This is a genomic window from Stenotrophomonas maltophilia (assembly GCF_023518235.1).
GTDB lineage: Bacteria > Pseudomonadota > Gammaproteobacteria > Xanthomonadales > Xanthomonadaceae > Stenotrophomonas.
The window spans coordinates 2,813,117-2,838,442 of the sequence record NZ_CP090423.1 but is presented as its reverse complement, the minus strand read 5'-3'; the positions used below and the strand labels follow the sequence as shown (position 1 = coordinate 2,838,442).

29 protein-coding genes and 1 riboswitch are annotated in these 25,326 nt (G+C 67.7%); of the genes, 15 read left to right on the top strand and 14 right to left on the bottom strand.

All coding sequences use genetic code 11. The features are described from left to right. Nucleotides 1–9: 9 nt before the first annotated feature. Nucleotides 10–258, bottom strand: a complete 249-nt coding sequence (locus tag LZ605_RS13345) for a DUF3297 family protein (protein WP_012509930.1) — start codon at nt 256–258, stop codon at nt 10–12. Between the two features lie 89 nt (nt 259–347). Here LZ605_RS13345 and LZ605_RS13340 point away from each other — a divergent pair, with 89 nt between their 5' ends. Further along, nucleotides 348–890 (top strand): DUF6630 family protein, encoded by a 543-nt coding sequence (locus LZ605_RS13340; protein WP_107232295.1) that lies wholly within the window; start codon nt 348–350, stop codon nt 888–890. Nucleotides 891–929: 39 nt separating this feature from the next. On the opposite strand, the gene LZ605_RS13335 is transcribed toward LZ605_RS13340, so the two are convergent. The 5 genes from LZ605_RS13335 to msrB form a co-directional block, all read right to left on the bottom strand. After that, the gene (locus LZ605_RS13335) at nt 930–1,205 is read right to left on the bottom strand and encodes a DUF4031 domain-containing protein (RefSeq protein WP_249842057.1); all 276 of its coding nucleotides are present in this window, start codon (nt 1,203–1,205) and stop codon (nt 930–932) included. A 13-nt stretch (nt 1,206–1,218) separates the two neighbouring features. Next, nucleotides 1,219–1,713, bottom strand: coding sequence for a hypothetical protein (locus tag LZ605_RS13330; RefSeq protein ID WP_249842056.1), 495 nt, complete (start codon nt 1,711–1,713; stop codon nt 1,219–1,221). 97 nt (nt 1,714–1,810) lie between these two features. Continuing rightward, nucleotides 1,811–2,749: a flagellar motor protein MotB gene (gene motB / locus LZ605_RS13325; RefSeq protein WP_249842055.1), complete on the bottom strand. Its 939-nt coding sequence runs from the start codon at nt 2,747–2,749 to the stop codon at nt 1,811–1,813. Between the two features lie 3 nt (nt 2,750–2,752). Beyond that, nucleotides 2,753–3,607, bottom strand: coding sequence for a flagellar motor stator protein MotA (gene motA, locus LZ605_RS13320; protein WP_008264562.1), 855 nt, complete (start codon nt 3,605–3,607; stop codon nt 2,753–2,755). A gap of 91 nt (nt 3,608–3,698) precedes the next feature. After that, nucleotides 3,699–4,166, bottom strand: coding sequence for a peptide-methionine (R)-S-oxide reductase MsrB (gene msrB, locus LZ605_RS13315; protein WP_249842054.1), 468 nt, complete (start codon nt 4,164–4,166; stop codon nt 3,699–3,701). 139 nt (nt 4,167–4,305) lie between these two features. Here msrB and LZ605_RS13310 point away from each other — a divergent pair, with 139 nt between their 5' ends. Both LZ605_RS13310 and LZ605_RS13305 read left to right on the top strand, forming a co-directional pair. Beyond that, on the top strand, nt 4,306–4,677 hold the full coding sequence (locus tag LZ605_RS13310) for a classical arabinogalactan protein 4 (RefSeq protein WP_249842053.1): 372 nt from the start codon (nt 4,306–4,308) through the stop codon (nt 4,675–4,677). Nucleotides 4,678–4,792: 115 nt separating this feature from the next. After that, complete coding sequence (locus tag LZ605_RS13305) at nt 4,793–4,975, top strand: lana protein (protein ID WP_180868863.1); 183 nt, start codon at nt 4,793–4,795, stop codon at nt 4,973–4,975. A 54-nt stretch (nt 4,976–5,029) separates the two neighbouring features. On the opposite strand, the gene LZ605_RS13300 is transcribed toward LZ605_RS13305, so the two are convergent. Then, a complete protein-coding gene (locus LZ605_RS13300; RefSeq protein WP_005407919.1) occupies nt 5,030–5,509 on the bottom strand; it encodes a winged helix-turn-helix transcriptional regulator in 480 nt (159 codons plus the stop codon). 149 nt (nt 5,510–5,658) lie between these two features. On the opposite strand from LZ605_RS13300, the gene LZ605_RS13295 reads away from it, so the two are divergent. Further along, nucleotides 5,659–6,963 (top strand): D-amino acid dehydrogenase, encoded by a 1,305-nt coding sequence (locus LZ605_RS13295; RefSeq protein WP_249842052.1) that lies wholly within the window; start codon nt 5,659–5,661, stop codon nt 6,961–6,963. Then, nucleotides 6,942–8,012: an alanine racemase gene (alr, locus tag LZ605_RS13290; protein WP_249842051.1), complete on the top strand. Its 1,071-nt coding sequence runs from the start codon at nt 6,942–6,944 to the stop codon at nt 8,010–8,012. Before LZ605_RS13295 ends, alr begins: the two co-directional genes overlap by 22 nt. A gap of 105 nt (nt 8,013–8,117) precedes the next feature. Here the strand turns inward: alr and LZ605_RS13285 are convergent, their stop codons facing one another. Next, entirely contained in the window at nt 8,118–8,684 is a 567-nt protein-coding gene (locus LZ605_RS13285; RefSeq protein WP_249842050.1) for a DUF3016 domain-containing protein, read from the bottom strand. Between the two features lie 245 nt (nt 8,685–8,929). Between LZ605_RS13285 and LZ605_RS13280 the strand changes: the two genes are divergently transcribed. Both LZ605_RS13280 and LZ605_RS13275 read left to right on the top strand, forming a co-directional pair. Further along, a complete protein-coding gene (locus tag LZ605_RS13280) occupies nt 8,930–10,918 on the top strand; it encodes an ATP-binding protein (protein WP_249842049.1) in 1,989 nt (662 codons plus the stop codon). A gap of 43 nt (nt 10,919–10,961) precedes the next feature. Then, a complete protein-coding gene (locus tag LZ605_RS13275; protein ID WP_249842048.1) occupies nt 10,962–11,255 on the top strand; it encodes a DUF3247 family protein in 294 nt (97 codons plus the stop codon). A 99-nt stretch (nt 11,256–11,354) separates the two neighbouring features. On the opposite strand, the gene LZ605_RS13270 is transcribed toward LZ605_RS13275, so the two are convergent. Next, nucleotides 11,355–11,618: a hypothetical protein gene (locus tag LZ605_RS13270; protein WP_249842047.1), complete on the bottom strand. Its 264-nt coding sequence runs from the start codon at nt 11,616–11,618 to the stop codon at nt 11,355–11,357. Between the two features lie 157 nt (nt 11,619–11,775). On the opposite strand from LZ605_RS13270, the gene LZ605_RS13265 reads away from it, so the two are divergent. Genes LZ605_RS13265 through LZ605_RS13255 form a run of 3 tightly spaced genes read left to right on the top strand, consistent with a single transcriptional unit; the run spans nt 11,776 to nt 14,218 of the window. Continuing rightward, nucleotides 11,776–12,840, top strand: a complete 1,065-nt coding sequence (locus tag LZ605_RS13265; protein ID WP_249842046.1) for a class I SAM-dependent methyltransferase — start codon at nt 11,776–11,778, stop codon at nt 12,838–12,840. After that, nucleotides 12,837–13,538 carry a pseudouridine synthase gene (locus tag LZ605_RS13260; protein WP_249842045.1) on the top strand — a complete coding sequence of 234 codons (702 nt, stop codon included), beginning with the start codon at nt 12,837–12,839 and terminating at the stop codon, nt 13,536–13,538. The genes LZ605_RS13265 and LZ605_RS13260 overlap by 4 nt, the downstream gene beginning before the upstream one ends. Next, on the top strand, nt 13,535–14,218 hold the full coding sequence (locus LZ605_RS13255) for an HAD family hydrolase (protein WP_249842044.1): 684 nt from the start codon (nt 13,535–13,537) through the stop codon (nt 14,216–14,218). The genes LZ605_RS13260 and LZ605_RS13255 overlap by 4 nt, the downstream gene beginning before the upstream one ends. A gap of 77 nt (nt 14,219–14,295) precedes the next feature. Here LZ605_RS13255 and fabB read toward each other — a convergent pair whose 3' ends face one another. Both fabB and fabA read right to left on the bottom strand, forming a co-directional pair. Next, entirely contained in the window at nt 14,296–15,504 is a 1,209-nt protein-coding gene (gene fabB, locus LZ605_RS13250; protein ID WP_107232204.1) for a beta-ketoacyl-ACP synthase I, read from the bottom strand. After that, nucleotides 15,504–16,019: a 3-hydroxyacyl-[acyl-carrier-protein] dehydratase FabA gene (gene fabA / locus LZ605_RS13245; protein ID WP_249842043.1), complete on the bottom strand. Its 516-nt coding sequence runs from the start codon at nt 16,017–16,019 to the stop codon at nt 15,504–15,506. Before fabA ends, fabB begins: the two co-directional genes overlap by 1 nt. Before the next feature lie 191 nt (nt 16,020–16,210). Here fabA and dinB point away from each other — a divergent pair, with 191 nt between their 5' ends. Beyond that, on the top strand, nt 16,211–17,305 hold the full coding sequence (gene dinB, locus LZ605_RS13240) for a DNA polymerase IV (RefSeq protein ID WP_249842042.1): 1,095 nt from the start codon (nt 16,211–16,213) through the stop codon (nt 17,303–17,305). A gap of 271 nt (nt 17,306–17,576) precedes the next feature. Here the strand turns inward: dinB and LZ605_RS13235 are convergent, their stop codons facing one another. Together LZ605_RS13235 and LZ605_RS13230 are read right to left on the bottom strand one after the other, a co-directional pair. Next, on the bottom strand, nt 17,577–18,488 hold the full coding sequence (locus LZ605_RS13235) for an MBL fold metallo-hydrolase (RefSeq protein WP_249842041.1): 912 nt from the start codon (nt 18,486–18,488) through the stop codon (nt 17,577–17,579). Nucleotides 18,489–18,649: 161 nt separating this feature from the next. Continuing rightward, nucleotides 18,650–19,288, bottom strand: a complete 639-nt coding sequence (locus tag LZ605_RS13230) for an NAD(P)-dependent oxidoreductase (RefSeq protein ID WP_249842040.1) — start codon at nt 19,286–19,288, stop codon at nt 18,650–18,652. A gap of 108 nt (nt 19,289–19,396) precedes the next feature. Here LZ605_RS13230 and LZ605_RS13225 point away from each other — a divergent pair, with 108 nt between their 5' ends. The 3 genes from LZ605_RS13225 to gph all read left to right on the top strand — a co-directional run bounded on the left by LZ605_RS13225 (nt 19,397) and on the right by gph (nt 21,836). Then, a complete protein-coding gene (locus LZ605_RS13225; RefSeq protein WP_249842039.1) occupies nt 19,397–20,326 on the top strand; it encodes a LysR family transcriptional regulator in 930 nt (309 codons plus the stop codon). Next, complete coding sequence (locus LZ605_RS13220; RefSeq protein WP_249842038.1) at nt 20,323–21,114, top strand: class I SAM-dependent methyltransferase; 792 nt, start codon at nt 20,323–20,325, stop codon at nt 21,112–21,114. The genes LZ605_RS13225 and LZ605_RS13220 overlap by 4 nt, the downstream gene beginning before the upstream one ends. A 65-nt stretch (nt 21,115–21,179) precedes the next feature. Beyond that, entirely contained in the window at nt 21,180–21,836 is a 657-nt protein-coding gene (gph, locus tag LZ605_RS13215) for a phosphoglycolate phosphatase (RefSeq protein ID WP_249842037.1), read from the top strand. A gap of 123 nt (nt 21,837–21,959) precedes the next feature. Here gph and btuB read toward each other — a convergent pair whose 3' ends face one another. Continuing rightward, nucleotides 21,960–23,801 carry a TonB-dependent vitamin B12 receptor gene (gene btuB / locus LZ605_RS13210; RefSeq protein WP_249842036.1) on the bottom strand — a complete coding sequence of 614 codons (1,842 nt, stop codon included), beginning with the start codon at nt 23,799–23,801 and terminating at the stop codon, nt 21,960–21,962. 112 nt (nt 23,802–23,913) lie between these two features. After that, nucleotides 23,914–24,135, bottom strand: a riboswitch (cobalamin riboswitch). Between the two features lie 59 nt (nt 24,136–24,194). Between btuB and LZ605_RS13205 the strand changes: the two genes are divergently transcribed. Beyond that, the gene (locus LZ605_RS13205; RefSeq protein WP_249844914.1) at nt 24,195–25,319 is read left to right on the top strand and encodes an acyltransferase family protein; all 1,125 of its coding nucleotides are present in this window, start codon (nt 24,195–24,197) and stop codon (nt 25,317–25,319) included. Nucleotides 25,320–25,326 lie beyond the last annotated feature (7 nt).

Sequence of the window (25,326 nt, the reverse complement as noted above, 5' to 3'; positions counted from 1 at the left end):
AAGAGCCGCTTATTCCGGCTTCGTTTCCAGGAAATACGCCTCGACCTTGCCCTTGACCTTGATGGTCATCGGGTTGCCGCGGCGGTCGCGGGCCTTGCCCGCCTGCACGCGGATCCAGCCTTCGCTGACCGAGTATTCCTCGACATTGTCGCGCTCGACGTCGTTGAACCGCACGCCGACGCCGCGCTCCAGCGCCTGCGCATCATGGAAGGGGCTGGCCGGGTTGATCGCCAGGTGGTCGGGAGGAGTATCGCTCATCGCTTCATTCACAGTGACGGCCACCAAGGCCGGCTTCAGCGGCACAGGATAAACCGTAGAATGCCGGCCTGCCCCAAGGAATGCCGACCATGCCCGACAACAGCGACTATTTCGACTTCGAGGAAGACGCCCACGATTTCGACGAGGACGATTTCGAGGCGCGGGTCTGGAACCTGCTGGTGCTGATCAACCCGGGCGACGAGGAACTGGCCCTGCAGCAGTTCAACCGCTGGCGCGAGCACCTGGCCGAGGACGGGCAGCCGCTGGAAGCGGACAGCGACTGGCTGCCGGCGCTGTTCACGGCCATCGCCTGGCAGTCCGGTTTCGAGGTGGAGCGCGATGACCTGGAGTCGCTGCAGTCGGCGGTGAACGAGCTGTCGGCGCGCTTCAACCTGCAGCTGGACTGGGGCGGCGACCTGGACGATGAGGATTTCGCCGCCGATCTGGACGGGGTGCAGCTGATGTCCACCGCCTTTGATCGCCTGCGCGAGCACAACTACACGCTGTGGAGCGTGGATGCCGGCAACGGCGGCTTCAGCGGCGTGATGGCGCTGACCCGTGACGACGACGCGATGCTGGCGCTGTGTTCGCTGCTGAACGTGGAAATCCGGCTGGGCAGCGACCCGTTCTGATCGATGATCCGACGTGCCGGGCCATGCCCGGCGAGCACACTACGGCCGGTACTGTGCCCTGGCGTTGGCGATCACCGCTTTGACCAGCTCGCGGTCGGTGTGCCGGGAAATCGCCCGTGCACCGAGCGCAATGGCCTGCGCGCGCAGCTCGGCGGTGACATCGTAGTGGGCACCGCTGGCCTTGTTCTGGAAGGCCCGCGGTGGGATGCCGAGCTGCGCCGCCATCGCGTGCAGCTCGGCCAGGGTGTCGGCCATCAGGTGCGCCCAGCGCTGTCCGCGCCAGGCATGCACCGCGTCATCGACGTAGACCGTCACCGCCGCGGCCGGTTCAGGCCTGCGGCTTGCTGTCGCTGTCGGCGGCCGGGGCGGCCTCGGCGTCGGTAGCAGCGGCTTCGGCCGCGTCACCCTTGGCGTCTGCGTCGTCCTCGCCCTCGGCAGCTTCGACGCCTTCGAACTCGGCGACCAGCTTGTCCAGGTATTCGTCAGCGGTCTGGCCGGACTCTTCGGCCAGGGTGTCCAGCAGCTTCTGCAGCAGCTCGGAGTATTCCAGGTTGACCTTGCGGCCTTCCTTCTCCTGCACGTTGGCCAGGTGCTTGAGCATGGCCAGCATCGGCACCGGGTTCTCGGCGTTGCCCATGGTCTGGCCGCCGATGGCCAGCAGCCACTCACGGCCCTGCAGGCCGATGGCCGCGACCACCTGGCCGTCTTCGCTGGTCAGCACGGCATGGTTCTGCACCTGCTGCTGGGCGTTCAGACGGAGGAACGGGCGCTTGCCCTGCTGCTTCTTGCGCTTGTCGCGCTTGGCCTTGGAGTTCTGGGACATGAGGTGGGGTCACCTGGAAACGGAAAGACCGCCATTGTAGCGGCCGCGCGCAGGTGGGGTCAGATCCCTTTCCAGGGGAAGGGGATCTGACCCCGGTTCAGTGCGCCTCACCCTGCGCGGCCTGCACGTCCGGATCGGCGGTGGGCGCCGACAGCCCCACCTGCGGGCCGGCGCCGGCCAGGGCGGCCGCTTCGGCGGCCTGGGTCATCACCACGATGCTGATGCGGCGGTTGATCGGGTTCTGCGGGTCGGCCTTGTCAAACAGCACCGACGAGGACAGGCCGACCACGCGGGTGATCTTGCCGTCGTCCAGGCCGCCGTCGATCAGTGCGCGCCGTGCGGCGTTGGCACGGTCGGCACTCAGCTCCCAGTTGCCGTAGCCGTGTGCGGCCGAATACGCGGTGATGTCGGTGTGGCCGGTCAGGCTGATCCGGTTCGGCACATGGTTCAGGTAATTGGCCAGCTCGTGCAGGATCTGCTGCGTGTACGGCTTCAGCGTGGCGCTGCCGAGGTCGAACATCGGCCGGTTCTGCTTGTCCACGATCTGGATGCGCAGGCCTTCCGGGGTCAGGTCCAGCAGCAGCTGGTCCTTGAACGGCTCCAGTGCCTGGCTCTTGCTGATCGCTTCCTGCAGCTCCTTCATCAGCTGCTCCAGCTGCTGCTTGTCGCGCTGCTGCTGGTCCACCGGCTGCGGCACCGCTTCCTTCTGGTTCTGGAAGGGGTCGTTGCTGTTGCCGCGCGAGATGTCGGTGGCACCGCCCAGCTTGATCATCGAGGTACTGGCGCCGCCCGGGCCGGCCATGCCGGGGGCCGGCGTGGCGCTCTGCCCGCTCAACGGGCTGGGGTTACGGAAGTACTCGGAAATGGCGGCGCGGTCGTTCTTGTTGGTGGTGGCCATCAGCCACAGCACCAGGAAGAAGGCCATCATCGCGGTCACGAAGTCGGCGTAGGCCACCTTCCACGAGCCGCCATGGTGGGCGGCGTGGCCGGCCTTCTTGACCCGGCGGACGATGACGGTGGGCTTGGTCTCGGCCATGGCTTACTTGACCGTCTTCAGGTGCTGCTCGAAATCGGAGAAGGCCGGACGCACGTTCGAGGGCAGCGTCTTGCGGGCGAATTCCAGCGCGATCTTCGGGTTGTAGCCGCGCAGGCAGGCCAGCAGGGCGGTCTTCACTGATTCGTAGATGCGGCTGTCCTGTTCGGCGCGCGCTTCCATCGCCGCCGCCATCGGGCCGACGAAACCGTAGCCCAGCAGGATGCCGAGGAAGGTACCGACCAGCGCACCGGCGACGTGGCCACCGACCTCGACGATGTCGCCACCGATCGAGCCCATGGTGATGACGATGCCCAGCACCGCCGCCACGATGCCGAAACCGGGCAATCCGTCGGCGACCTTGGTCAGCACCTGCGACGGTGCCATGGCCTCGGCGTGGTGCTTTTCCAGCTCCAGTTCCAGCAGCGGCTCCAGCTCGTGCGGCTCGATGTTGCTGCCGATCATCAGGCGCAGGCAGTCGGTGATGAAGTCGATCAGGTGGTGATCGGCCTGCACCTTGGGATAGTTGCCGAACAGTGCGCTCTCGGCCGGGCGCTCGACATGGTCTTCCAGCGCCATGAAGCCCTCGCGGCGGGCCTTGTTGAGCAGTTCGTAGAGCAGGCTGAGCACATCGATGTAGTCCTGCTGCTTGTAGCGCGGGCCCTTGAACACGCCCACCATCGCCTGCAGGGTCTGCTTGACCGTCTTGGCCGGGGTGCCGACCAGGAATGCACCCAGCGCGGCACCGCCGATGATGACCAGCTCATACGGCTGCCACAGCGCCCCCAGGCGGCCATGTGCGCCGAGGTAGCCGCCCAGCACGCTGATGATGACAACCAGGAATCCAACGATGATGAGCATGGCGAAACGCAAGGAGCGGGGATATCTCCTTGTCGGCCCATCACCGGGTTTTCTGAAGAGGGAATTCTGTGAAATCGGTCAGCAGGGTGTTTCAGCCCGCCACGCCGCTTTCGGCGCCGCCACGCTGCAAGGGATCAGGCCAGGACTCGCCGTTGCCGGTGAACGAAAGTGAGACGGAGTTCAGGCAGTGGCGCTCGTAGGTCGGCGGCGGGCCGTCCGGGAACACGTGCCCCAGATGGCTGCCGCAGCGGGCGCAGGTGATCTCGGTGCGGACCATGCCGTGGCTGGTATCGCGGATCTCGCGCACATGCGCCGGGTCGAACGGCGCGAAGAAGCTGGGCCAGCCGGTGCCGGAATCGAACTTGGTGCTGGAGCGGAACAGCGGCAGCGCACACAGCCGGCAGCAGTAGACACCCTCGCGCTTGTTGTCCAGGAACACGCCGCAGAACGGAGCCTCGGTGCCGTGCTGCAGCAGCACGCGGCGCTCTTCGCTGCTGAGGCCGGCGACCAGCGCCTCGGTCTGGGTGGCAGTGGGGGGCGTCAGGTCGAAAGCGGTCATGGCGGCGCTCCGTGGGGTCGTGGCCTGGGGATGCGGGAAAAGGTGGGGGTACCGGCCCCGGCTTGCAAGTGTGATGGCCGTTCATGGGGGGCACACGCGCACGGGCGCAAGGTGGAGCCGATCCACGCTGGAGCGTGCCATGAAACCGACTCTTTCCCTGCTGTTGATCGCCCTGTTGCCGGTGCTTGCGCTGGCCCAGGTGCCCACCGCCGACCCGACCGCCACCCGCAGCAGCACCACCGTGGCGCCCGCACCGGTGCCACCGCCGCCACAGGCCGCGCGCCCGCAACCGCAGGTGCTGCCCTCGCCGCAGCCGGCGCAGCCGATCAAGTCCACCGGCCCGGCCCAGGTTGCGCCGATGGCGGTGCCGAAGCCGGCCGACAAGGTCTACGACCGCAACGGCCGCATCATTCCCGGGGTGCGCCCGGCCGGGCCGAACCGGGTGTTCGACTCGCGCACAGGTCGCTATTACGACAGCGTGCCGCAGGGCGACGGGCAGCAGGTCCGGTAGCGCCGGGCGGTGTAGCTGAACTGCCGAAAACAGCCTGCGGGCACTCACTGCTTTTTCGCCTGCGATTAACCGTTCCGGGACCACCGTGGCCGTGCGTCGGCACTCCTGCCGCCGCATGTCCTTCGTCCACTGGATCGCGATCATGAAAAACCAGCAGAACCGTCATCCCGGCAAGGAACCGCAGGGCCGCAACCCGCAGCAACAACAGCAGCAACAGCAGCAGATGGATCAGCAGCAGCCGCACAAGGGCGGCAGGCAGCAGGAGCAGCGTTCGCAGAAGCATCCGCAGCAGCGCTGACGGAATCGGGGTCGGATCCCGCGCAGCGGGCTCTGACCCCACCCCCAGCCGGGCTCAATCCGGAATCGGCAGGCTCAGCGTCTCCTTCACCTCTTCCATCACGATGTAGCTCTTCGACTCACGGACATGCGGCAGCGTCAGCAGCGTGCTGCCGAGCAGCTTGCGGTAGGAGGCCATCTCGCTGATCCGTGCCTTGAGCAGGTAATCGAAGTCGCCCGACACCAGGTGGCACTCCAGCACGTTGGGCAGCTTCAGGGCGGCGCGGCGGAATTCCTCGAAGATGTCGCCGGACTTGTAGGCCAGGCTGATTTCCACGAACACCAGCAGGCTGGCCTTCACCGCGGCCGGGTCGAGGTGGGCGTGATAGCCGGTGATCACCCCTTCGCGCTCCAGCCGGCGCACGCGCTCGGTGCAGGGGGTGGTGGACAGGCCGACCCGCTCACCCAGCTCGGTGAAGGAGATACGGCCTTCGGCCTGCAGGATGCGCAGGATCTTGCGGTCGATCTTGTCCAGTTCGCGGGTACGGGTGGCCATGGCCGTCAACCTTCGGGAATGAATTGCAGGAGAACATCCTGCCGGTGTGTTTCAAAACAGGCAAATCAACTGGTATTGGCTGTCTATACTTCCCCAATTATGGTCCCGGCGCGCTTCAGTGCAGGGAATGATCGGGTTGGAGAAGTCCCATGCGAGTCCTAGTTCTCGGCAGCGGCGTGATCGGCACCACCAGTGCCTGGTACCTGCGACAGGCCGGGTTTGAAGTCACGGTCATCGACCGCCAGCCCGGCCCGGCGCTGGAGACCAGCTTCGCCAACGCCGGCCAGCTGTCGTTCGGCTACACCTCGCCGTGGGCGGCCCCGGGCGTGCCGAAGAAGGCGATCGGCTGGCTGTTCGAGAAACACGCGCCACTGGCGATCCGCCCGGGCATGGACCTGGCCCAGTACCGCTGGCTGTGGCAGATGCTGCGCAACTGCACCCACGAGCGCTATGCGATCAACAAGGCGCGCATGGTGCGCATGTCCGAGTACAGCCGCGATTGCCTGAACGAGCTGCGCGCGCAGGTCGGCATCGAGTTCGAAGGCCGCGACCTGGGCACCACCCAGCTGTTCCGCACCCAGCAGCAGCTGGACGCCTCGGCGCAGGACATCGAGATCCTGGCCCAGTACGGCGTGCCGTACCAGGTGCTGGACCGTGCCGGCGTCATCCAGGCCGAACCGGCCCTGGCCCACGTCGATGGCCTGGTCGGCGCGCTGCGCCTGCCGCGTGACCAGACCGGCGACTGCCAGCTGTTCACCCGCCGCCTGGCGCAGATGTGCGTGGACGCCGGCGTCGAGTTCCGCTTCGACCAGGACATCACCGGGCTGGAGTTCGATGGTGACCGCATCACCGGTGTGCGTATCGACGGCAAGCTGGAAACCGCCGACCGCTTCGTGGTCGCGCTCGGCAGCTATTCGCCGGCGCTGGTGGCACCGCTGGGCATGCGCTTGCCGGTGTACCCGCTGAAGGGCTATTCGCTGACCCTGCCGATCACCGACCCGGCGATGGCGCCGACCTCGACCATCCTCGATGAGAGCTACAAGGTGGCGGTGACCCGTTTCGACGACCGCATCCGCGTCGGTGGCATGGCCGAAGTGGCCGGCTTCGACCTGTCGTTGTCGCAGCGCCGCCGCGAGACCCTGGAGCTGGTGGTCCGCGACCTGTACCCGAAGGGCGGCGACCTGTCGCGTGCGCAGTTCTGGACCGGCCTGCGCCCGGCCACGCCGGACGGCACGCCGGTGATCGGCGCCACGCCGTTCCGCAACCTGTTCCTCAACACCGGCCATGGCACGCTGGGCTGGACCATGGCCTGCGGTTCGGGCCGCTACCTGGCCGATCTGATGAGCGCGCGTCAGCCGCAGATCAGCACCGAAGGCCTGGATATTTTCCGCTACGGCCAGTACGGTCACGCGCCGCAACATGAGAACCGCACATGCGTCCTGCCCGCGCGCTGATTGATCTGGGCGCCCTGCGCAGCAACTACCGGCTCGCCCGCGAACTGGGCGGCGGCAAGGCCCTGGCGATCATCAAGGCCGATGCCTATGGCCATGGCGCAGTGCGCTGCGCACAGGCGCTGGAGGGCGAGGCCGATGGTTTCGGTGTGGCCACCATCGAAGAGGCACTGGAGCTGCGCCAGGCCGGCATCGGTGCGCCGATCCTGCTGCTCGAAGGCATCTTCGAACCCAGCGACATGGCGCTGGTGGCCGAGCACGATTTCTGGTGCGCGGTCGGTTCGCCGTGGCAGCTGGAAGCACTGGCCGCCTTCGACAGCCCGCGCCCGCTGACGGTGTGGCTGAAGCTGGACAGTGGCATGCACCGCCTTGGTCTGGCCGTGGACAGCTTCCGCGCCGCGCATGCGCGCCTGTCAGCGCTGCCGCAGGTCGAGCGCATCGTACTGATGACCCACCTGGCGCGTGCCGATGAGCTGGACAGCGAACGCACCCATGAGCAGGCAGCCACCTTTGCGCGTGCCATCGATGGCCTCGAGGGTGAGACCAGTGTGTGCAATTCGCCGGCGCTGCTGGGCTGGCCGGATGTGCGCAGCGACTGGGTGCGCCCGGGCCTGATGCTGTACGGCGCCAACCCGCTGCCGGACAACAGCGCGCTGACCGAGCGCCTGCGCCCGGTGATGACCATGCAGTCCAAGGTGATTGCCGAGCGCTGGATCGAGCCCGGAGAGCCGGTCGGCTATGGCGCGCGCTTTGTGTCCAAGGTGCGTACCCGCGTGGGCGTGGTTGCGCTGGGCTACGCCGATGGTTATCCGCAGTTCGCGCCGAACGGTACGCCGGTGTTGATCGATGGCCAACCCGGTGCGCTGATCGGCCGTGTATCGATGGACATGCTGACCGTGGATCTGACCGCACACCCGCAGGCCACAGTCGGCAGTGTGGTGGAGCTGTGGGGCACTGCGCCGACATTGGCGGAACTGGCACCGCGTTGTGGCGTAAGCGCCTATCAGCTGCCGTGCGCGGTCAAGCGCGTGGCACGCGTCTATCAGGACTGAGGGGGTGCCGGCCAGCGGCCGGCACTACCGGAATCCGAGGGTAGCGCCGGCTGCAGGCCGGCGCCGTGCATGCGTGCCGACCAAGGCCGACACCTGCCCATGGGCCTACCGCGCCGCGGTGGCCTGCGCCGTCAGCTCGCGCTTCACCCAGTCATCGATCAGGCGCTTCTCGTAGCGCAGCGGGTCGCTGTCACTTCTCAGCCCGAGGTTGTGCAGGTAGCCACTGTCGCTGAGCTTGGCCTCGCCTTCGTCGACAATGCGGCCACTGGCGTCCTTCAGCGTGTACTGCAGCGTGATGCGCGGCGGATAGATGTCGCGCATGACCCTGATATCGCTGCCGCGCGGGCCGTGCCAGGGTTCATAGTCGCCCGCGCGCTTGATGTCGACCAGCGTCACATCCAGGGTCTGCCCGGGCTGCAGCGGTTTGGCCGCCGTGTCCTGCACATAGCTGGCCAGCTGCTGCACCCAGTTGCCGCGTTCGGCCTCGAAGCGGTTGGTGCTCTGGCGGATCTCGGTGAAGGTGGCCGGATCGTCCCACTTCACGCTGACCGGTCCCTTGGCCTGCAGCGCGCGCGGTGCATCCGGGGCGGTCACGGTGCGCGGTGCTGCGTGCGCGCCACCGGCCAGAAGAGCGCCCGCCAGCAGCAGGGCAGTTGCACGTGCGAGTTTCATGACGGTCTCCTGCGTCCCGCAACGGGGCGCGACGTTGATCACGGATTCGAGTGTGATCCTGCTGCCAGAGCGCCGCAATGGCCGATTGCGACATGCGCAAGAGCGGTTGCCGCCAATTCATCCTCGTCAAGCATGACTGACGGCGCTTGACGCTGTGAATACGCCCTTTGGAAGATGCTGTGCCTCCAACCCGGCCTGTCCAGACGCCCTTGTCCACTCTGCCGCCCCTCGTGGAGCGCCCACCGATGATGGTGCCGGCGCCCGAACCCGACCTGCATCATGGCGTGCTTGAGCGCATCAACGCCGGTTTCTGTGTGATCCAGGTGCTGTTCGAGGGCGAGCGTGCCGTCGACTACCGTTTCATCGAAGTCAACGACGCCTTCGAACGCCATACCGGGCTGAAGGATGCGCGGGGCCAGCGCATGACCGCGCTGGAGCCGAACCATGAGCAGGACTGGTTCCGGATCTACGGCGACGTGGCCCGCAGCGGCCGTCCGGCCCAGTTCGAGATGGAAGCGCGCGCGCTGGGCCGCTCGTTCGCGGTCGATGCGGTGCGCGTGGGCCGGCCCGGCGAGGACAAGGTCGGCATCCTGTTCTTCGACATCACCGCGCGCAAGCAGATGGAAGTGGAACTGGGCGAGAGCGAAGCGCGCTTCAGTGCACTGGCCGACGGCCTGCCGATGCCGGTGTGGGTGCTCGACGAACGTGGCCACGCCCGCTTCGTCAACAGTGCCTTCAGCGAATTCTTCGGTGGCGACGAAACGCGCGTGCCGGAGGATGTATGGCGCGGCCTGGTGCACCCCGATGACGCCTCGGTGTTCGAGTACGAGCTGCAGGAGGCGCTGAAGGCGCAGCGTTCGATGCATGCGCTGGTGCGTGCACGCCGTGCCGATGGCCAGTGGCGCTGGCTGGAGATGAACGCGCGGCCGCGCTTTTCGCGCATGGGCCGTTTCATCGGCCTGGCCGGCAGCAGCCCGGACGTGACCGAACGCCGCGAGATCGAACTGGCGCGCGAGGAACTGCTGCAGTCCGAGCGGGCCGCGCGCAGTGCCGCCGAGAACATGGCGCGGTTGAAAGACGAATTCCTGGCCACGCTGTCGCACGAACTGCGCACGCCGCTGACCACCATCCTGGGCTGGAGTGAACTGCTGCTGCAGCGCGTGGACAACACCAGCCCGCTGTTCAAGGGCCTGAACGTGATCGCCAACAGCGCCGCGGCGCAGAAGCGCCTGATCTCGGACATGCTCGACCTCAGCAGCATGCTGCTGGGCAAGGTGCAGCTGGAAGTGGAAGTGCTGGACCTGCGCGACCTGCTGGGTGAAGCCATCGGCGCGCAGGAACTGGTGGCCGAAGGCAAGGCGCTGGACGTCACCCTGCAGCTGCCCGAACAGCCCAGCCAGGTGCTGGGCGACGCCACCCGCCTGCAACAGGTGTTCTGGAACCTGCTGTCGAACGCGATCAAGTTCACTCCGGCCGAAGGCCGCATCGATCTGCAGCTGCAGTCCGACGGCAACCACTGGGTGATCACCGTGCGCGACAGCGGCGACGGCATCGCGCCGGAATTCCTCAACCACCTGTTCAGCCGCTTCCGCCAGGCCGATGGCACCACCACCCGCCGCCACGGCGGCCTGGGCCTGGGCCTGGCGATCGTGCAGCAGCTGGTGGAACTGCATGGCGGCACCGTCACGGCTGCCAGCGAGGGCCATGGCCACGGCGCCACCTTTACCGTGCGCCTGCCCAAGCACATCCCGGATGCCGAACGGCGGCCGTTGCGTGAAGTGATCAGCGGGCCGATCCTGGAACCGGTGATCGTCGAGCCCTATCCGCTGCGTGGCATGCATGTGCTGGCGGTGGAAGACCAGCCGGAAGTGCTGGAGTACCTGCGGCGCATGCTGGAAGAGCAGGGGGCCAGCGTGTCGGCAGCCAGTTCGGCCGGCGAAGCCCTGGCGCTGCTGGCCGACACCGGCCACCTGCAGTACCACGTGATGCTGACCGACATCGGCATGCCCGGCATGGACGGCTATGGGCTGGTGCGCACGCTGCGCGAGGACATGGGCGTGGATGCGGCTACCCTGCCGGCGGTGGCGGTGACCGCGCTGGCACGTGCCGATGATCGTCGGCGCGCGCTGGCATCGGGCTTCCAGGAACACGTCGCCAAGCCGTACTCGGTGGCACAGCTGGTGTCTGCGGTACGCAAGGTGCAGGTGCCGCGCGTCGACAGCGCGCTGCACTGAGCATTCACGGCCGATCGGCGACCCTGTCCGCAGGAGGTCGCCGATGTCCCGCTTAGCTCCCCGCATCCATACCGATCCGGCGCAGATCGCGCGCCTGGAAGCCCTGCTGCCACAGCTTGAAGGTGAAACACAGGTGCAGCTGACCCTGCACGATGGCCGCCGCCTGCTCGGTACGGTGGCGGTGAAGCCGACCGTGCAGCAGTACCGCAACGATGCCGGCGATGAAGGCAGCAATGGCCAGCTGCGCCTGGATGACTACGACACGCCGGTGCAGCAGCACCATGTGTGGCTGGATGAGATCGCCAGCATCGACCGGTTGCCGCCGAAGGCGCCTTGATGCGAAACGCCGTCGGCGTGGCCTCGAACCGCCGGTTTGATCCTGTGGTCTGCGCGGCTGCGCCGTCGCCCGAGCATGGGCTCGGGCGCTACAGGTGTGTCAATGCTCGAACAGCGTTGGCGTAGCCTCGAACCGCCGCGCATAGGCGCGTTCCTCGGCCACCCGCGCCACCTCGTCATCGGCCAGCTCCGGTGCACCGTACACCGCATAGGCCACGCTGCCGTCGGCGCCATGGCCGACCTGGTGCAGCCGATAGCGCGAATGGCCGCCGCCGGTGTCCTCGGGGTAATGCACGGGCGGATGGCTGCCTTCCAGGTCCATTTCACTGTTGTCGACCACGCCACCGACGAACAAGGCTCGCATGCAGGTTCTCCTGAGGTTTCCGGGGGAGCCTCTACCCTGAACGTTTCAATGTTGCTGGCACATCAAGGGCCCGTTCGGGTTTCGCAAAACCGGCGCCGGGGCGGGCCCGGCCAAGCCGGTACAATGGACGGCCCTCACGCTTGAAGTACCCGCGCCGATGGCCTCCAGCGACGACGCCCCCCTGCAGACCCTGCTCCTGCCGTTCTCCCAAGGCGCCCTGCGCTGGCCGGAGGGCACGGTGGCCTTCCTGCGCGCCCGCGATGGCTGGCCGCTGCGCGAAGTGGCCGGCAACCGCGAGCTGCACTGCGAACAGAGTTTTGCCCCGTTTGCGCAGCCGCTGCAGCAGGCTGCTGGCTGGACCGTCAGCGGCCAGCTGGACGACGTGGCCGGCAAGGGCCGCTACCCGCTGGTGCTGGTGCTGCCGCCGCGTCAGCGCGAGGAAGCCCGGGCGCTGTTCGCCCGCGCACTGGCGCTGGTGGCCGACGGCGGCCGCATCGTCGCCTGCCAGTCCAACAATGAAGGCGCGCGCTCCGGTGAAGGCGATCTCAAGCAGCTGGCCGGCCTCGGCGGCAGCCTGACCAAGAACCATTGCCGCGTTTACTGGACCGCACCGATGCAGGGCCAGCACGACGTCGACCTGGCCAAGCGCTGGGCCGCCCTGGACGCGGTACGCCCGATCGTCGGCGGGCGCTTCCTCAGCCGCCCGGGCGTGTTCGCCTGGGACCGCATCGACCCGGCGTCGGCGCTGCTGGCCGAGCATCTGCCGGCTGACCTGGCCGGCCGCGCCGCCGACCTCGGTGCCGGCTACGGCTACCTGTCGCGCGAGCTGCTGGAGCGCTGCCCGAAGATCACCGCGCTGGACCTGTACGAGGCCGAGCAGCGTGCCCTGGCGCTGGCCGAACTGAACCTGGCACCGCCGCCGCGCCCGCTCCCGCTGCGCTTCCTGTGGCGTGACGTCACCGCCGGCATCGAGCCGGGCTACGACGTCATCATCAGCAATCCGCCGTTCCACACGCCCTCGCGGGCCGACCGCCCGGACATCGGCCAGCGCTTCATCGCCGTGGCCGCGCAGGCGCTGCGCCCGGGCGGGCGCCTGTATGTGGTGGCCAACCGCCATCTGCCGTACGAGCACACCCTCAACGACAGCTTCGGCGCGGTGCGCGTGGTGGCCGAGCGCGACGGCTTCAAGCTGGTCGAAGCGGTGAAGGGGAAGGGCCGATGAAACTGGTCAAGCACATCGCCAACCTGGGCTATGGCAGCCGCAAGCAGGTGCAGTGGATGTTCCGCGAAGGCCGCGTCACCGACGCCGAGGGTGAAGTGCTGTACGCCGATGACCAGGTGCCGCACGAGGCCATCCGGGTTGATGGTGAGCCGCTTGATCCCCCGGTGGGCCTGTCTATCGCGCTGCACAAGCCGGCCGGCTACACCTGCTCGACGAAGGACACCGGCCGCCTGATCTACGATCTGCTGCCGCCGCGTTTCCGCGACCGCGACCCGGTGCTGTCCACCGTCGGCCGGCTGGATCGGGACACCAGTGGCCTGCTGCTGCTGACCGACGACGGTGGCCTGCTGCACCGGATCATCTCGCCGAAGTCGAAGCTGCCCAAGGTCTATGAAGTGGAACTGGGCGAGGATCTGCGCGGCGACGAAGTGGCGCTGTTCGCCAGCGGTACGCTGATGCTGGAATCGGAGAAGACCCCCCTGCTGCCGGCTGAACTGGAAGTGCTGGACGCGCGTCGTGCGCGCCTGGTGCTGCATGAAGGCCGCTACCATCAGGTACGCCGCATGTTCGCCGCCACCGGCAACCACGTGCAGGCCCTGCATCGCAGCCGCGTTGGCGGCCTGGATCTGCAGGGGCTGGACGAGGGGCAGTGGCGGCAGCTCACTTCCACCGACCTGGATACGCTGTTCGCTCCATGACCGCCATCGCTGCGCTGCCGTTCCTGCCCGCTGCCGTCATCTTCGACATGGACGGCCTGATGATCGACAGCGAGCGGGTCTCGCTGGCCTGCTGGAGCGAGGCCGCCGATGCATTCGGCCTGGGCCTGGATGAGGCGGTGTTCCTGCGCATGGTCGGCCTGGGTGACCGCGATTCACACGCGTTGCTGCGTGCGCAGGGCATCGAGGACAGCGTGATCGAAGCGGTGGCCGCGCATTGCCATGAGCTGTACGAAGCCCGCACCCAGACCGGTCTGCCGCTGCGGCCGGGCATCCTGGCGCTGCTGGAACTGCTGAAGGCGCACGCGATTCCGCGCGCGGTGGCGACCACCACGCGGCAGCCGCGCGCCAACCGCAAGCTGGCCGCTGCCGGCCTGCTGCCGTACTTCGATGCGGTGATCACCAGTGGCGATGTGGCGCGGCCGAAGCCGGCACCGGACATCTATCTGCTGGCCGCACAGCGGCTGGGCCAGGCACCGGAGCGCTGCCTGGCGCTGGAGGATTCACCGGCCGGTACGCGCGCCGCCCTGGCGGCGGGCATGACCGTCATCCAGGTGCCGGATCTGGTGCACCCGGACGAGGAACTGCGCGCGCTGGGTCACCGCATCGTCGGCTCGCTGGTGGACGCGCACGCGCTGCTGCTGCCGCTGCTGCCGAAATAACCGGGGTTGGCAGTCGAGCAAGCTCGACTCTACATTCATGGGTGGGTGCCGACCGTTGGTCGGCACCCCTGCCCTCATCACACCCGCCCGAACACCAGTGCCGCGTTGGTGCCACCGAAACCGAAGCTGTTGGACATCACCGTGTCCAGCTTCTGCTCGCGGCTCTCACGCAGGATCGGGAAGCTCTCCACCTTCGGGTCCAGCTCGCCGATGTTGGCCGAACCGGCGACGAAGCCATCGCGCATCATCAGCAGGCAGTAGATCGCCTCGTGCACGCTGGCCGCACCCAAGGAGTGGCCGGACAACGCCTTGGTCGAAGACAACGGCGGCACCGCATCGCCGAACACTTCGCGGATCGCGTTGAGCTCGGTGACATCGCCCAGCGGGGTCGAGGTGCCGTGGGTGTTGAGGTAGTCCAGCGGGCGATCGACACCCTGCAGTGCCATCTTCATGCAGCGCACCGCGCCTTCGCCGGACGGCGCCACCATGTCGGCACCGTCGGAGGTGACGCCATAGCCGATCAGCTCGGCATGGATGTGTGCACCGCGTGCAACGGCGTGGTCGTAATCCTCCAGCACCAGCATGCCGCCGCCACCGGCGATGACGAAGCCGTCGCGGTCCTTGTCATAGGGGCGCGAGGCGCTGGCCGGGGTGTCGTTGAAGCTGGTCGACAGCGCGCCCATCGCATCGAACATCACGCTCATCGACCAGTGCAGGTCTTCGCCGCCACCGGCGAACATGATGTCCTGCGCGCCGTGACGGATCATGTCCGCGGCCGCGCCGATGCAGTGCGCCGAGGTCGCGCAGGCGGCCGAAAGCGAGTAGCTGACGCCCTTGATCTGATAGGCGGTGGCCAGGCAGGCCGAGACCGTGGAGCACATCGTGCGCGGCACCATGTACGGGCCGACCTTGCGCACCCCGCGCTCGCGCAGCAGATCAACCGCACCGATCTGCCATTCGCTGGAACCACCGCCGGAGCCGGCGATCAGGCCGGTACGAAGGCTGCTGACCTGCTCGGCGCTGAGCCCGGCATCGGCGATGGCATCGCGCATGGCCAGATAGGCGAAGGCCGCCGCATCGCTCATGAAGCGCTTCTGCTTGCGGTCGATCAGTGCCTCCAGTTCGAGGTCGACACGACCACCCACCTGGCTGCGCAGGCCGGCCTCGGCATGGTCGGCCAGTGCGGTGATGCCCGAGCGGCCTTCGCGCAGCGCGCTGGAGACCGTATCCAGATCATTGCCGAGGCAGGACGTGATGCCCATGCCGGTGATGACGACGCGACGCATCAGAAGCTCCCGGTTTCGGTGAACAGGCCCACGCGCAGGTCGCGGGCGCTGTAGATTTCGCGATCATCCACGTACATCCGGGCGTCGGACTGGGCCATCACCAGCTTGCGGTTGATCACCCGGCTGATGTCGATCTCGTAGCGCACAAGCTTGGCCTCCGGCAGCACCTGGCCGGTGAACTTCACCTCGCCACAGCCGAGCGCGCGGCCCTTGCCGGGCGCGCCCAGCCAGGTCAGGTAGAAGCCGGTCAGCTGCCACATGGCATCCAGGCCCAGGCAGCCGGGCATTACCGGGTCGCCGATGAAATGGCAGCCGAAGAACCACAGGTCCGGGCGGATATCCAGTTCGGCGCGTACCATGCCCTTGCCATGCGGTCCGCCGTCCTCGCGGATTTCGGTGATGCGGTCGAACATCAGCATCGGGTCGTTGGGCAAACGGCCGGCAGCGGTGCCGAACAGTTCACCGCGTGCGCTGGCCAGCAGCTGTTCGCGGTTGAACGCGTGGAGACGGGTCATGAAGCACAATCCTGGAAGCGGGGAAACAGGGAAACAAGCGCTCGAGGATGCCCGTGGAAACTGCGCCGAGCAAACATTTCAACCGTACGCGACCGTAGTGTTTTCAAGGGAATACGCGCATCCTGTTGATGTGCAACGACCATACTTCGGCGTGTGGCCCGCACCGCCTGCCCCCGGCTCTTCCACCTGACATGACCCGACTGCGCAAGATCATCCACGTCGACATGGACGCGTTCTACGCGTCGGTGGAGCAGCGCGACGATTCCTCGCTGCGCGGCAGGCCGGTGGTGGTGGCCTGGCGCGGCGCGCGTTCAGTGGTCTGCGCGGCGTCGTACGAGGCGCGGGTGTTCGGCGTGCGTTCGGCGATGCCTGCGGTGCGCGCTGAACGCCTGTGCCCGGACGCGATCTTCGTGCCGCCCGACTTCGCACGTTACAAGGCGGTGTCACAGCAGGTGCGGGCGATCTTCCTGCGCCATACCGACCTGGTCGAGCCGCTGTCGCTGGACGAGGCCTACCTGGATGTGACCGAACCGAAGAGCGGCATCGAACTGGCCACCGAGATCGCCCGCACCATCCGCGCGCAGATCCGCGAGGAAACGAACCTGACTGCTTCAGCCGGGATTGCACCGAACAAGTTCCTGGCCAAGATCGCCTCGGACTGGCGCAAGCCCGATGGCCAGTTCGTGATTCCGCCGCAGCGGGTGGATGCGTTCCTGGCACCACTGCCGGTGAACCGCGTGCCGGGCGTGGGCAAGGTGATGGAAGGCAAGCTGGCCGCGCGCGGCATCGTCACCTGTGGCGACCTGCGGCAATGGGCACTGATCGATCTGGAAGAGGCCTTCGGCAGCTTCGGCCGCAGCCTGTACAACCGCGCACGCGGGATCGACGAGCGCCCGGTGGAACCGGACCAGCAGGTGCAGTCGATTTCCTCCGAAGATACTTTTGCCGAGGACCTGCTGCTGGAAGATCTGGGCGAGGCCATCGTGCAGCTGGCCGAAAAGACCTGGAAGGCCACCCGCAAGACCGAGCGCATCGGCCACACCGTGGTGCTGAAACTGAAGACCGCGCAGTTCCGCATCCTCACCCGCAGCTTCACCCCCGAGCGCCCACCCGAATCGGAACAGGAGCTGCGTGATATCGCCTTGGCACTGCGCGCGCGCGTGGACCTGCCGGCCGATACCCGTTACCGCCTGGTTGGCGTGGGCCTGGGTGGTTTCCGCGAAAAGGAACCGGTGGTGCAGGGGGAATTGTTCGAGCACGAACCCAACGATTCCCCGCGAAGCTGATCTATGTGTCGACCAAGGTCGACACCCACCAAGAGCAGGCCATGCCATCCAGACAGATTGCGGAGATCTGTCGAAGGCGGGGTGGGTCCGGTTGCGGGGGCGTGAGCGCCATGGATGGCGCGACCGAGCCTCCATGGACGGATTCACGGCGTCCCCCGCAACCGGATCCACCTCGCCATCCCACGGATAGCCAGCTGTTGCTGTTGCTTCGGCTGTGGCCGTTGCATTGAGCAGGTGCAGGGCGCAGCCCTGCAATAGAAAACTCCCTACCTCATGGCCACTGCATCTCGCCCTTGGCCACCTTCGCGCTCAGCTCCAGCGATGCTTCGCCGGCCAGCGTCGGGTAGCGCGCCTGCATCGCCTTCACCAGTGCCGCACTGTCCCTGGCCTTGGCCGTCTCGGCATCGAAGGCACGGATGTAGTCGGCGGTGAAGCGCAGCGCGCTGGCGTCCAGCGCCGCACCGGGTGCGTAATGTCCCGGCACCACCACCTTCGGCTTCAGTGCCTGCAGGCGTTGCAGCGTCTGCAGCCAGTCGGTGTGCGACTTCGGCGTCTGCGTATCGGCCATCCACACATGCTCACCGGCCACCACCGGAATGCCGCCGACGATCGCACGCAGCGAGGGCACCCACAGCACGCTGCGGTCCGGGGTCGGGCCGTCCAGACCGATCAGCGGCAGGCGCTGGCCTTCCAGCTGCAGGGCATCGCCGTCGAGCACCTGCGGCAGCACGATGCGTGCGGGTGCATCGGCGCCCATCTTCGGCCCCCAGTAGGCCAGCTTGCCGGCCTGGGTCTGCTGGATGTGGGCGACGGTCTGTGCGGTGGCAACGATGCGCGCCTGCGGGAACGCGTCCTGCACGGTGGCCAGACCGAAGTAGTAGTCCGGATCGCCGTGGCTGATGTAGATCGTGGTCAGCTGCTTGCCGCTGGCGCGGATCAGATCCACCAGCCTGCGCGCATCGCTGGTACCGAACTGCGCATCGACCAGGATCGCGTCGTGGCGGCCCTCGATCAGCACCGAAGACACCGAGAACATCGCCTGCGGGCCGGGATGGAAGGTCTGCAGGTGCAGCTGGGATTTCGCTGCCGTGGCCGGTGCCGGCGCCGCCGGGGCGGCCAGCAGCGGAGTGCTGGCGAAACTGGCGGCCAGGGCAAGGGGAAGCAGCAGGGCGGCGGTGCGCATGGGCAATTCCTTGTATCGGATGGGGAGCCGAGCGTGGGCTATGCCGGGCGTCCTTGCCCGGCCCCCTACGGGCCGTCGCAAGCGACGTTGGCAACGGCTCCTGCCGTTGCCTCCGGCTCTACACGTAGGTAGCGCCGGGCCATGCCCGGCGGACGGCATGATCAATATGCGGCAGTGATGATCTGCTTCGGGTACTGGTGCGCCTCCAGCTCGGCCACGAACGCCGCGCCGTAGTCGGCGTAGCTGATGCGGCTGTGGCCGCTGGCGTCGGCCAGGAAGGCCTTGGGCTGCACGCGGTACTGGCCTCGTTCTTCGCCCGGGCCGATTTCAGCGGCCGGCGAGAAGAAGGTCCAGTCCAGGTCGTCCACCGCCTGCAGGCGCTTGAACGCTTCGCGGTGGGCCAGCGCGTACAGCTTGTAGGCCTCAGGGAAGTTCGGGGTATCGACCAGCTGCACGCCCGGCGCGACTTCCAGGCTGCCGGCGCCACCGACCACCACCAGGCGCGGCACACCGGCCTTGCGCGCGGCCGCAGCCAGCTGCGCGGCCACTTCGCCGACGCGGCCGACGTCATCACCCGGGCGCGGGCCGTAGGCGCTGGCCAGCACGTCGTGGCCGGCGATGGCCGCCACCAGGGCGTCCTGGTCATCCAGCGAGGCGATCACCGGATGCGCGCCGGCCAGTTCGGCCGGCAGGTTCTGCGCGCTGCGCACGATGACGGTGAGTTGATGGCCGTGGGCCAGCGCGTGGCGGGCGATCTGGCGGCCGATATTGCCGGTGGAACCAACGAGGGCGATCTTCATGGCAGGACTCCGTGGGGCGGTGTGGGGTGGGAATGGGCTCACTCTAGGCCGCTGCAGTCGCTCGAAAAACAGCGTATAACGCGCTTGTTTGTTGCAGGAATCGAGCAGATGGACCGATTGACCGCCATGACCGTGTTCGTCGAGGTGGCCGAGCGCGGCAGCCTCACCGCCGCTGCCGAGGTGCTGGACATGTCGCGGGCGATGGTCACCCGCTACCTGGCCGAGGTCGAGGGTTGGCTGGGCGTGCGCCTGCTGCACCGGACCACGCGGCGGATCAGCCTGACCGGTCCCGGCGAAGCGGCACTGGCGCGCTTCCGGCAGATGCTGGCCATCGGCGAGGCGCTGCAGGGCGAACTGGCCAGCGACGATCCCGAGCCGCACGGCACGCTGCGGGTGACGGCCAGCGTGTCGTTCGGACAGAGCCATCTGGCGCGTGCGGTGGCCCGCTTCGTCGCGCGGCATCCGGCGGCGCGCATCGAGCTGCTGCTGGTCGACCGCACGGTCAACCTGGTGGAGGAACGGGTGGACCTGGCGGTGCGCATCGCCCGCCAGATCGACCCGAGCCTGATCGCGCGACGGCTGGCCACCTGCCGCTCAGTGCTGTGCGCGACTCCCGCCTACCTGCAGCTGCACGGTACTCCCACTGCGCCTGAGCATCTGGCCGCGCACAATTGCCTGACCCATCACTACGTGGGCAAGAGCCTGTGGCAGCTGCACCGCGATGGCCGCTCACTCTCGGTGGCGGTGGGCGGCAACATCAGCGCCAACGAGGCGTCGCTGTTGCTGGAAGCGGTGCGTGCCGGCGCCGGCATCGCCATGTTGCCGACCTACCAGGTGGCGCCGCTGCTGCGCAGTGGCGAGCTGATCGAGCTGTTGCCCGAGTTCAGTCTGGATGAGCTGGGCATTCATGCGGTGTACGCATCGCGGCGCCAGCAGCCCGTTATCATGCGGCGATTCCTGGACTTCCTGGCCGAATGCTTCGCCAGCCCGTCCTTCCAGGATCTGGATTGGCGCCCACCGGGCAAGGAGAACGCATGAACCATGGACAGGCCCTGATCGACCACAACCGCGCTGCCTGGGACCGCCAGGCCAGCGAGGTGCGCGAATGGTCGCGCCCCGTGGACAGCGCCACCGTCGCCGCCGCCCGCGAAGGTCGATGGCAGGTGCACCTGACCCCGCGCGCGCTGCCGCTGGACTGGCTGGGTGATGTGCGCGGCCGCCGCATCCTGTGCCTGGCTTCGGGCGGCGGCCAGCAGGCGCCGGTACTGGCGGCGGCCGGTGCCGAGGTCACCGTGTTCGACCTTTCCGATGGGCAGCTGGAACAGGACCGTGCGGTGGCCGCGCGCGATGGCCTGCAGCTGCGCACCGTGCAGGGCGACATGCGCGATCTGCACGCCTTCGCCAGCGGCAGCTTCGATGTGGTGTTCCAGCCGATCTCCAATCTGTACGTGCCCGACGTGCGCCCGGTGTGGAACGAGTGCCACCGCGTGCTGGCCCGCGATGGCCTGTTGATGGCCAGCTTCTACAACCCGGTGCTGTTTGTCGGTGCACGCGATCCGCAGCTGGATGCGCAGGGCCTGATCCGGCCGCAGTACGCCATTCCCTACTCGGATCTGGAAGACCTGGCGCCGGCCGAGCGCGAAGCGAAACTGGCCCGTGGCGATGCATTGACCTTCGGCCACAGCCTGACCGAACTGCTCGGCGGCCAGCTCGATGCCGGCTTCGTCATCGATCGCTTCCTGGAAGACTGGCAGCCGCAGCCACGCTTCCTCATCGATCGCTATCTGCCCACCTTCCTGGCCACGCGTGCGCGCCGCATCGGTTGAGGCCGGTCCGGCAGGAAAACCGGCGGCGTACAATGGACGGCTCCACGTCGTGCAGGTGCCGTCCCTTGTCGTATCCCTATCCGCTGGTTGTGTTTGACCTTGATGGCACGCTGGTGGACAGCGCCGCCGATATCGCTGAAGCGCTGAACCGCACGCTGGAGCAGATCGGCGTGGCGCGCGTGCCCGAGTCCACCGTGCTGGGCTGGATCGGCGACGGCGTGGGCCGGCTGGTTGAACAGGCCATGCAGGCAGCCGGTCGCAAGGTCGATCTTGCTGCTGTGATGCCGGTGTTCATGGTGCATTACCGCGACTGCCTGCTGCGCAGCCCGCAGCTGTTCGAAGGCGTGGCCGGGGCGCTGGCGCAGCTACGTGCCCGCGACGTGCCGCTGGCGATCTGCACCAACAAGCCCGAAGCCCTGGTGCCGCCACTGCTGCAGCACCTGGGCATCGCCGATGCGTTCGCGCTGGTGCTGGGCGGTGATTCTCTGCCACAGCGCAAGCCCAGCGGCGAGCCGCTGCGCCACATTGCCACCCACTTCGGGCTGCCGGTGGAGGACTGCCTGATGGTCGGTGACTCGCTCACCGATTACCGCGCCGCCGAAGATGCCGGCATGCCGATCGCACTGGTGCGCTACGGCTATCCGCGCGGCCTGGATCTGGCCACCGCGCATGCGGTGGCGGTGATCGATGACCTGCGCGAACTGCCGGGGTTGCAGCGTTGATTCAACGGACAACGCCGGTCGTCGGGCGGTAACCCGGGCCAACCCAATGGGTAGCGCCGGCCGCTGGCCGGCACCCCGCAATGCGTTGCCGAAGGTCATGATGTTGCCGGCCAGCGGCCGGCACTACCTCGGCTGGTAACGCACGCTCAGCTGGTACTCGCGGCCGGGCTGGTTGAACCACGCCACCGTCTCGTACCTGCGGTCGAACACGTTGGCCGCGCGCGCCAGTAGCGACCACGATGGTGTCAATGCGTACTCGGCGCGCAGGTCCAGCGTGCCGTAGCCGCCGACCTTCACCGTGTTGGCGGCATCGTCATAGCGCTTGCCGGCACCCTGCACGGTCGCCCCGGCGCGGAAATCACCGAAGCGACGGTCGATGTCCAGGCGAGCGGTCTGCTGCGCGCGGCGCGGCAGCCAGTTGTCGAACTGGGCACTGTCCCCGGTGCGGTTGCGCGGGTCGGTGTAGCTCAGCTGCGCAGTGATGTCGAAGCCGGCCAGCAGCGCGCCACCGGTCAGTTCGGCGCCGCGGATGCGCGCCTTCTCCACCTGTTGCATCCGGAACGTCGCGGCATCGTAGGTGATCAGGTCGTCGATACGCGTTTCGTACACGTCCAGGCCCCAGTGCCAGCCCTGGCCCTGCTGCGAAACGCCCAGATTGGCGCTTTTGGACTTCTCCGGATCCAGGGTCGGCACGCCGCTCCATGGGTCGTACAGGTCGCTGAAGGTCGGTGCCTTGAAGGCGGTGCCGTAGCTGGCGTTGAGGCGCAGGCCGTGGCCCAGCTCCATCGCCCAGCCGACGCTGCCGGTGGCGTGGTTGCCGAACTGCTGGTTGTCGTCGTTACGCGCGCTGGCCTGCAGCTGGTGGCGGCCGAAGCGGCCCTGGTACTGCACGAACACGCCGGTGTTGCGGCGGCTGTCGACGAGGTAACCGGCGCTGCTGCCGTCCAGGTTGTCTTCGCTCCAGTCGACGCCGGCGCTCAGCAGCTGGCCCTCGGCCACGCCGAAATCACCCTGCAGCGAAGCGCTGTCGCGGTGGGTCTGCGCGCTGCCACGCACATCGAAGGCGCCGAAGTTGTCCGATTCGTTGTCGCTGCGTCCGAGGTTGGCGGTGACGGCCACGCGCTCGGACGGGGTGTAGCGCACCTTGCCGGCCAGCACCTGCTGGCGGGTTTCGGAGTAGTTGTAGTAGCCGTCGTAATGGTTGTTGCCATCGGCGCGCAACGCGCTGCCTTCCACGTTCCACTGCTCGTTGAAGGTGTAGCCGCCGCGCAGGCTCTTGGACAGGTTGCGGTAGCCGTCGCGGTCAGGCTCGTCGGCGAAGCAGCCGGTGAACAGCGTGGCCGAGCCACGGCAGGCATCAATGCCATCGGAATGCTGGTAGGCGATGTCGGCGCCGAACCAGCCGCGCTCGGTGCCGCCGCCGATGCCACCGCTGGCCTCGCGCAGGCCGTTGCTGCCGCCACCGAGCTGGAAGTGCGGGGCGAAGTCACCCTGGTTGCGACGGGTGAAGATCTGGATCACGCCACCGATGGCATCGGCGCCGTACAGACTCGACTGCGGACCACGGACGATTTCCACGCGCTCGATCTGCGCCAGCGGCAGGTCCTGGTACATGGCCAGGCCGAGGTCGGCGCTGTTGATGCGCACGCCATCGACCAGCACCACGGTGTGGCCGGAGTTGGTGCCACGCAGGAACAGCGAACTCTGCTTGCCGAGGCCGCCGGCGTTGGTCAGGTTGATGCCGGCACGGCCGCGTAGCAGCTCCTGCAGCGAAGTGGCCTGGCTGGATTCGATCTGCGCACGGTCGATCACCTGCGCTGGCGCGATGCTGTCCTGCAGGGCGATCGGGGTGCGGGTGGCAGTGACCAGGATCTGGTCAAGCGCGGTGGTGTCCTGGTTGGCATGGGCCAGCGCGGGCAGGGCGGCCAGCACGGCCAAGGACAGCATTCGGGACTGCAGCTTCATGGGGGGACTCCAGGTGCCACGCACGCCCGCGTGGCGAAGGGGAGGAGCCGCGAAGGCAGGCACGCGCCGATGCCCGCAGGCTGCAGGCATCTGGCGCCATGCCCACCGCATCGCGACCTGAGGCTTCCGGGCCGGTCTCCGGGCTCGCCGCCGGGTGGCGCGAGGCCACCGTCCAGGCGCCTTCCCGTGCGCGCGGCACAGTGGCGTATTGCCTGGAACTGACGTGCTTACCGTTGCGGGGGCAGCGCCGGCATGGCGCGGAATCGCGCGTCACCGGCTTCCCGTTTCAACCTGCCGGCCGAAGCCGCAGGTCACCTGGAAGTGCGCGCAGTCTAAGTCATTGCCTGCCGCGGGCGTTAGAGTAGTGGCCTCTTCAGGTTCGTGCGAGTGGCCATGGTTGCGAAGGATCGCCTGCAGTTTCTCGATGCACTGCGTGGGCTGGCGGCGGTGTACGTGGTGCTGTACCACGTACAGTCGATGCCGGCACCGGCCCTGCCGGTAGCGGCGGCCTGGCTGCCGGCCGTGCACATGGGGGCCACCGGCGTTGCGCTGTTCTTCGTCATCAGTGCGTTTTCCCTGTGTTACACCATGCCCCGGCACCAGGCCAGCGGCCGGCCGCTGCTGAGCTTCTATCTGCATCGATTCCTTCGCATCGCGCCGCTGTTCTATGTGCTGTTGATGTTCTCCCTGTTCCGCGATGGTCGCGGCGACCATGCCGGCCATTCGTGGGGGGAGATCGCGGCCAACCTGTCCTTCACCTTCAACCTGTTCCCGGGATGGGAAGCGGGCATCGTGTGGGCCAGTTGGGCGGTGGGCGTGGAGATGCTGTTCTATGCCATCTTTCCCGCGCTCTACGTGCTGGTCGGCAAGGCGCGCAGCGCCTGGGCCCTGCTGATCGGGTTGCTGGCGCTGGTGGCGTTGGCCTGGATGGGCGTGCTGGGCCCGCGCCTCCAGGCTTCGCTGGGTGACTACGGTTGGCTGCGCCATGCCCCCGTCTTCGCGATGGGGCTGGTGGGCTTCCATGCCTTTACTGCACTGGCGCGGTTGCCGGCACCGCGCGCGCGGCGCTGGGCACAGGGGTTGAACCTGGCGGGTGTGCTGTTGTTGCTGCTGGCCGCGTCCTCAGCCGCGTGGGCTGCCGCCGGCCCCTGGCAGTGGCAGTTGTCGGGGCTGGGCTACCTGTGCCTGCTGCTGGGCTTCTCGCAGTGCCCGCCGCGTTGGCTGGTGAACCGCTTTTCCGCCTGGCTGGGCACGGTGAGCTATTCGCTCTATCTCGGGCATCCGATCGTCATCGCGGTGCTCGGTCCGGTGTTCGCGCGGGTGCTTGCCGTCCAGGGCGGCAGTGTCGGTTACCTGCTGTGCGCGGCGGTGACGCTGCTGGTGGTACTGCCGCTGGCTGCACTCGGCCATCGCTTCGTCGAAGCCCCGATGATCCGTCTCGGCAAACGGCTGATGTCGCCCGCCACGCCGGTGCGCAGCGCCGTTGCAGGTGGGCAGGCAGAGGGCGGCGCACGCTAGAATGATG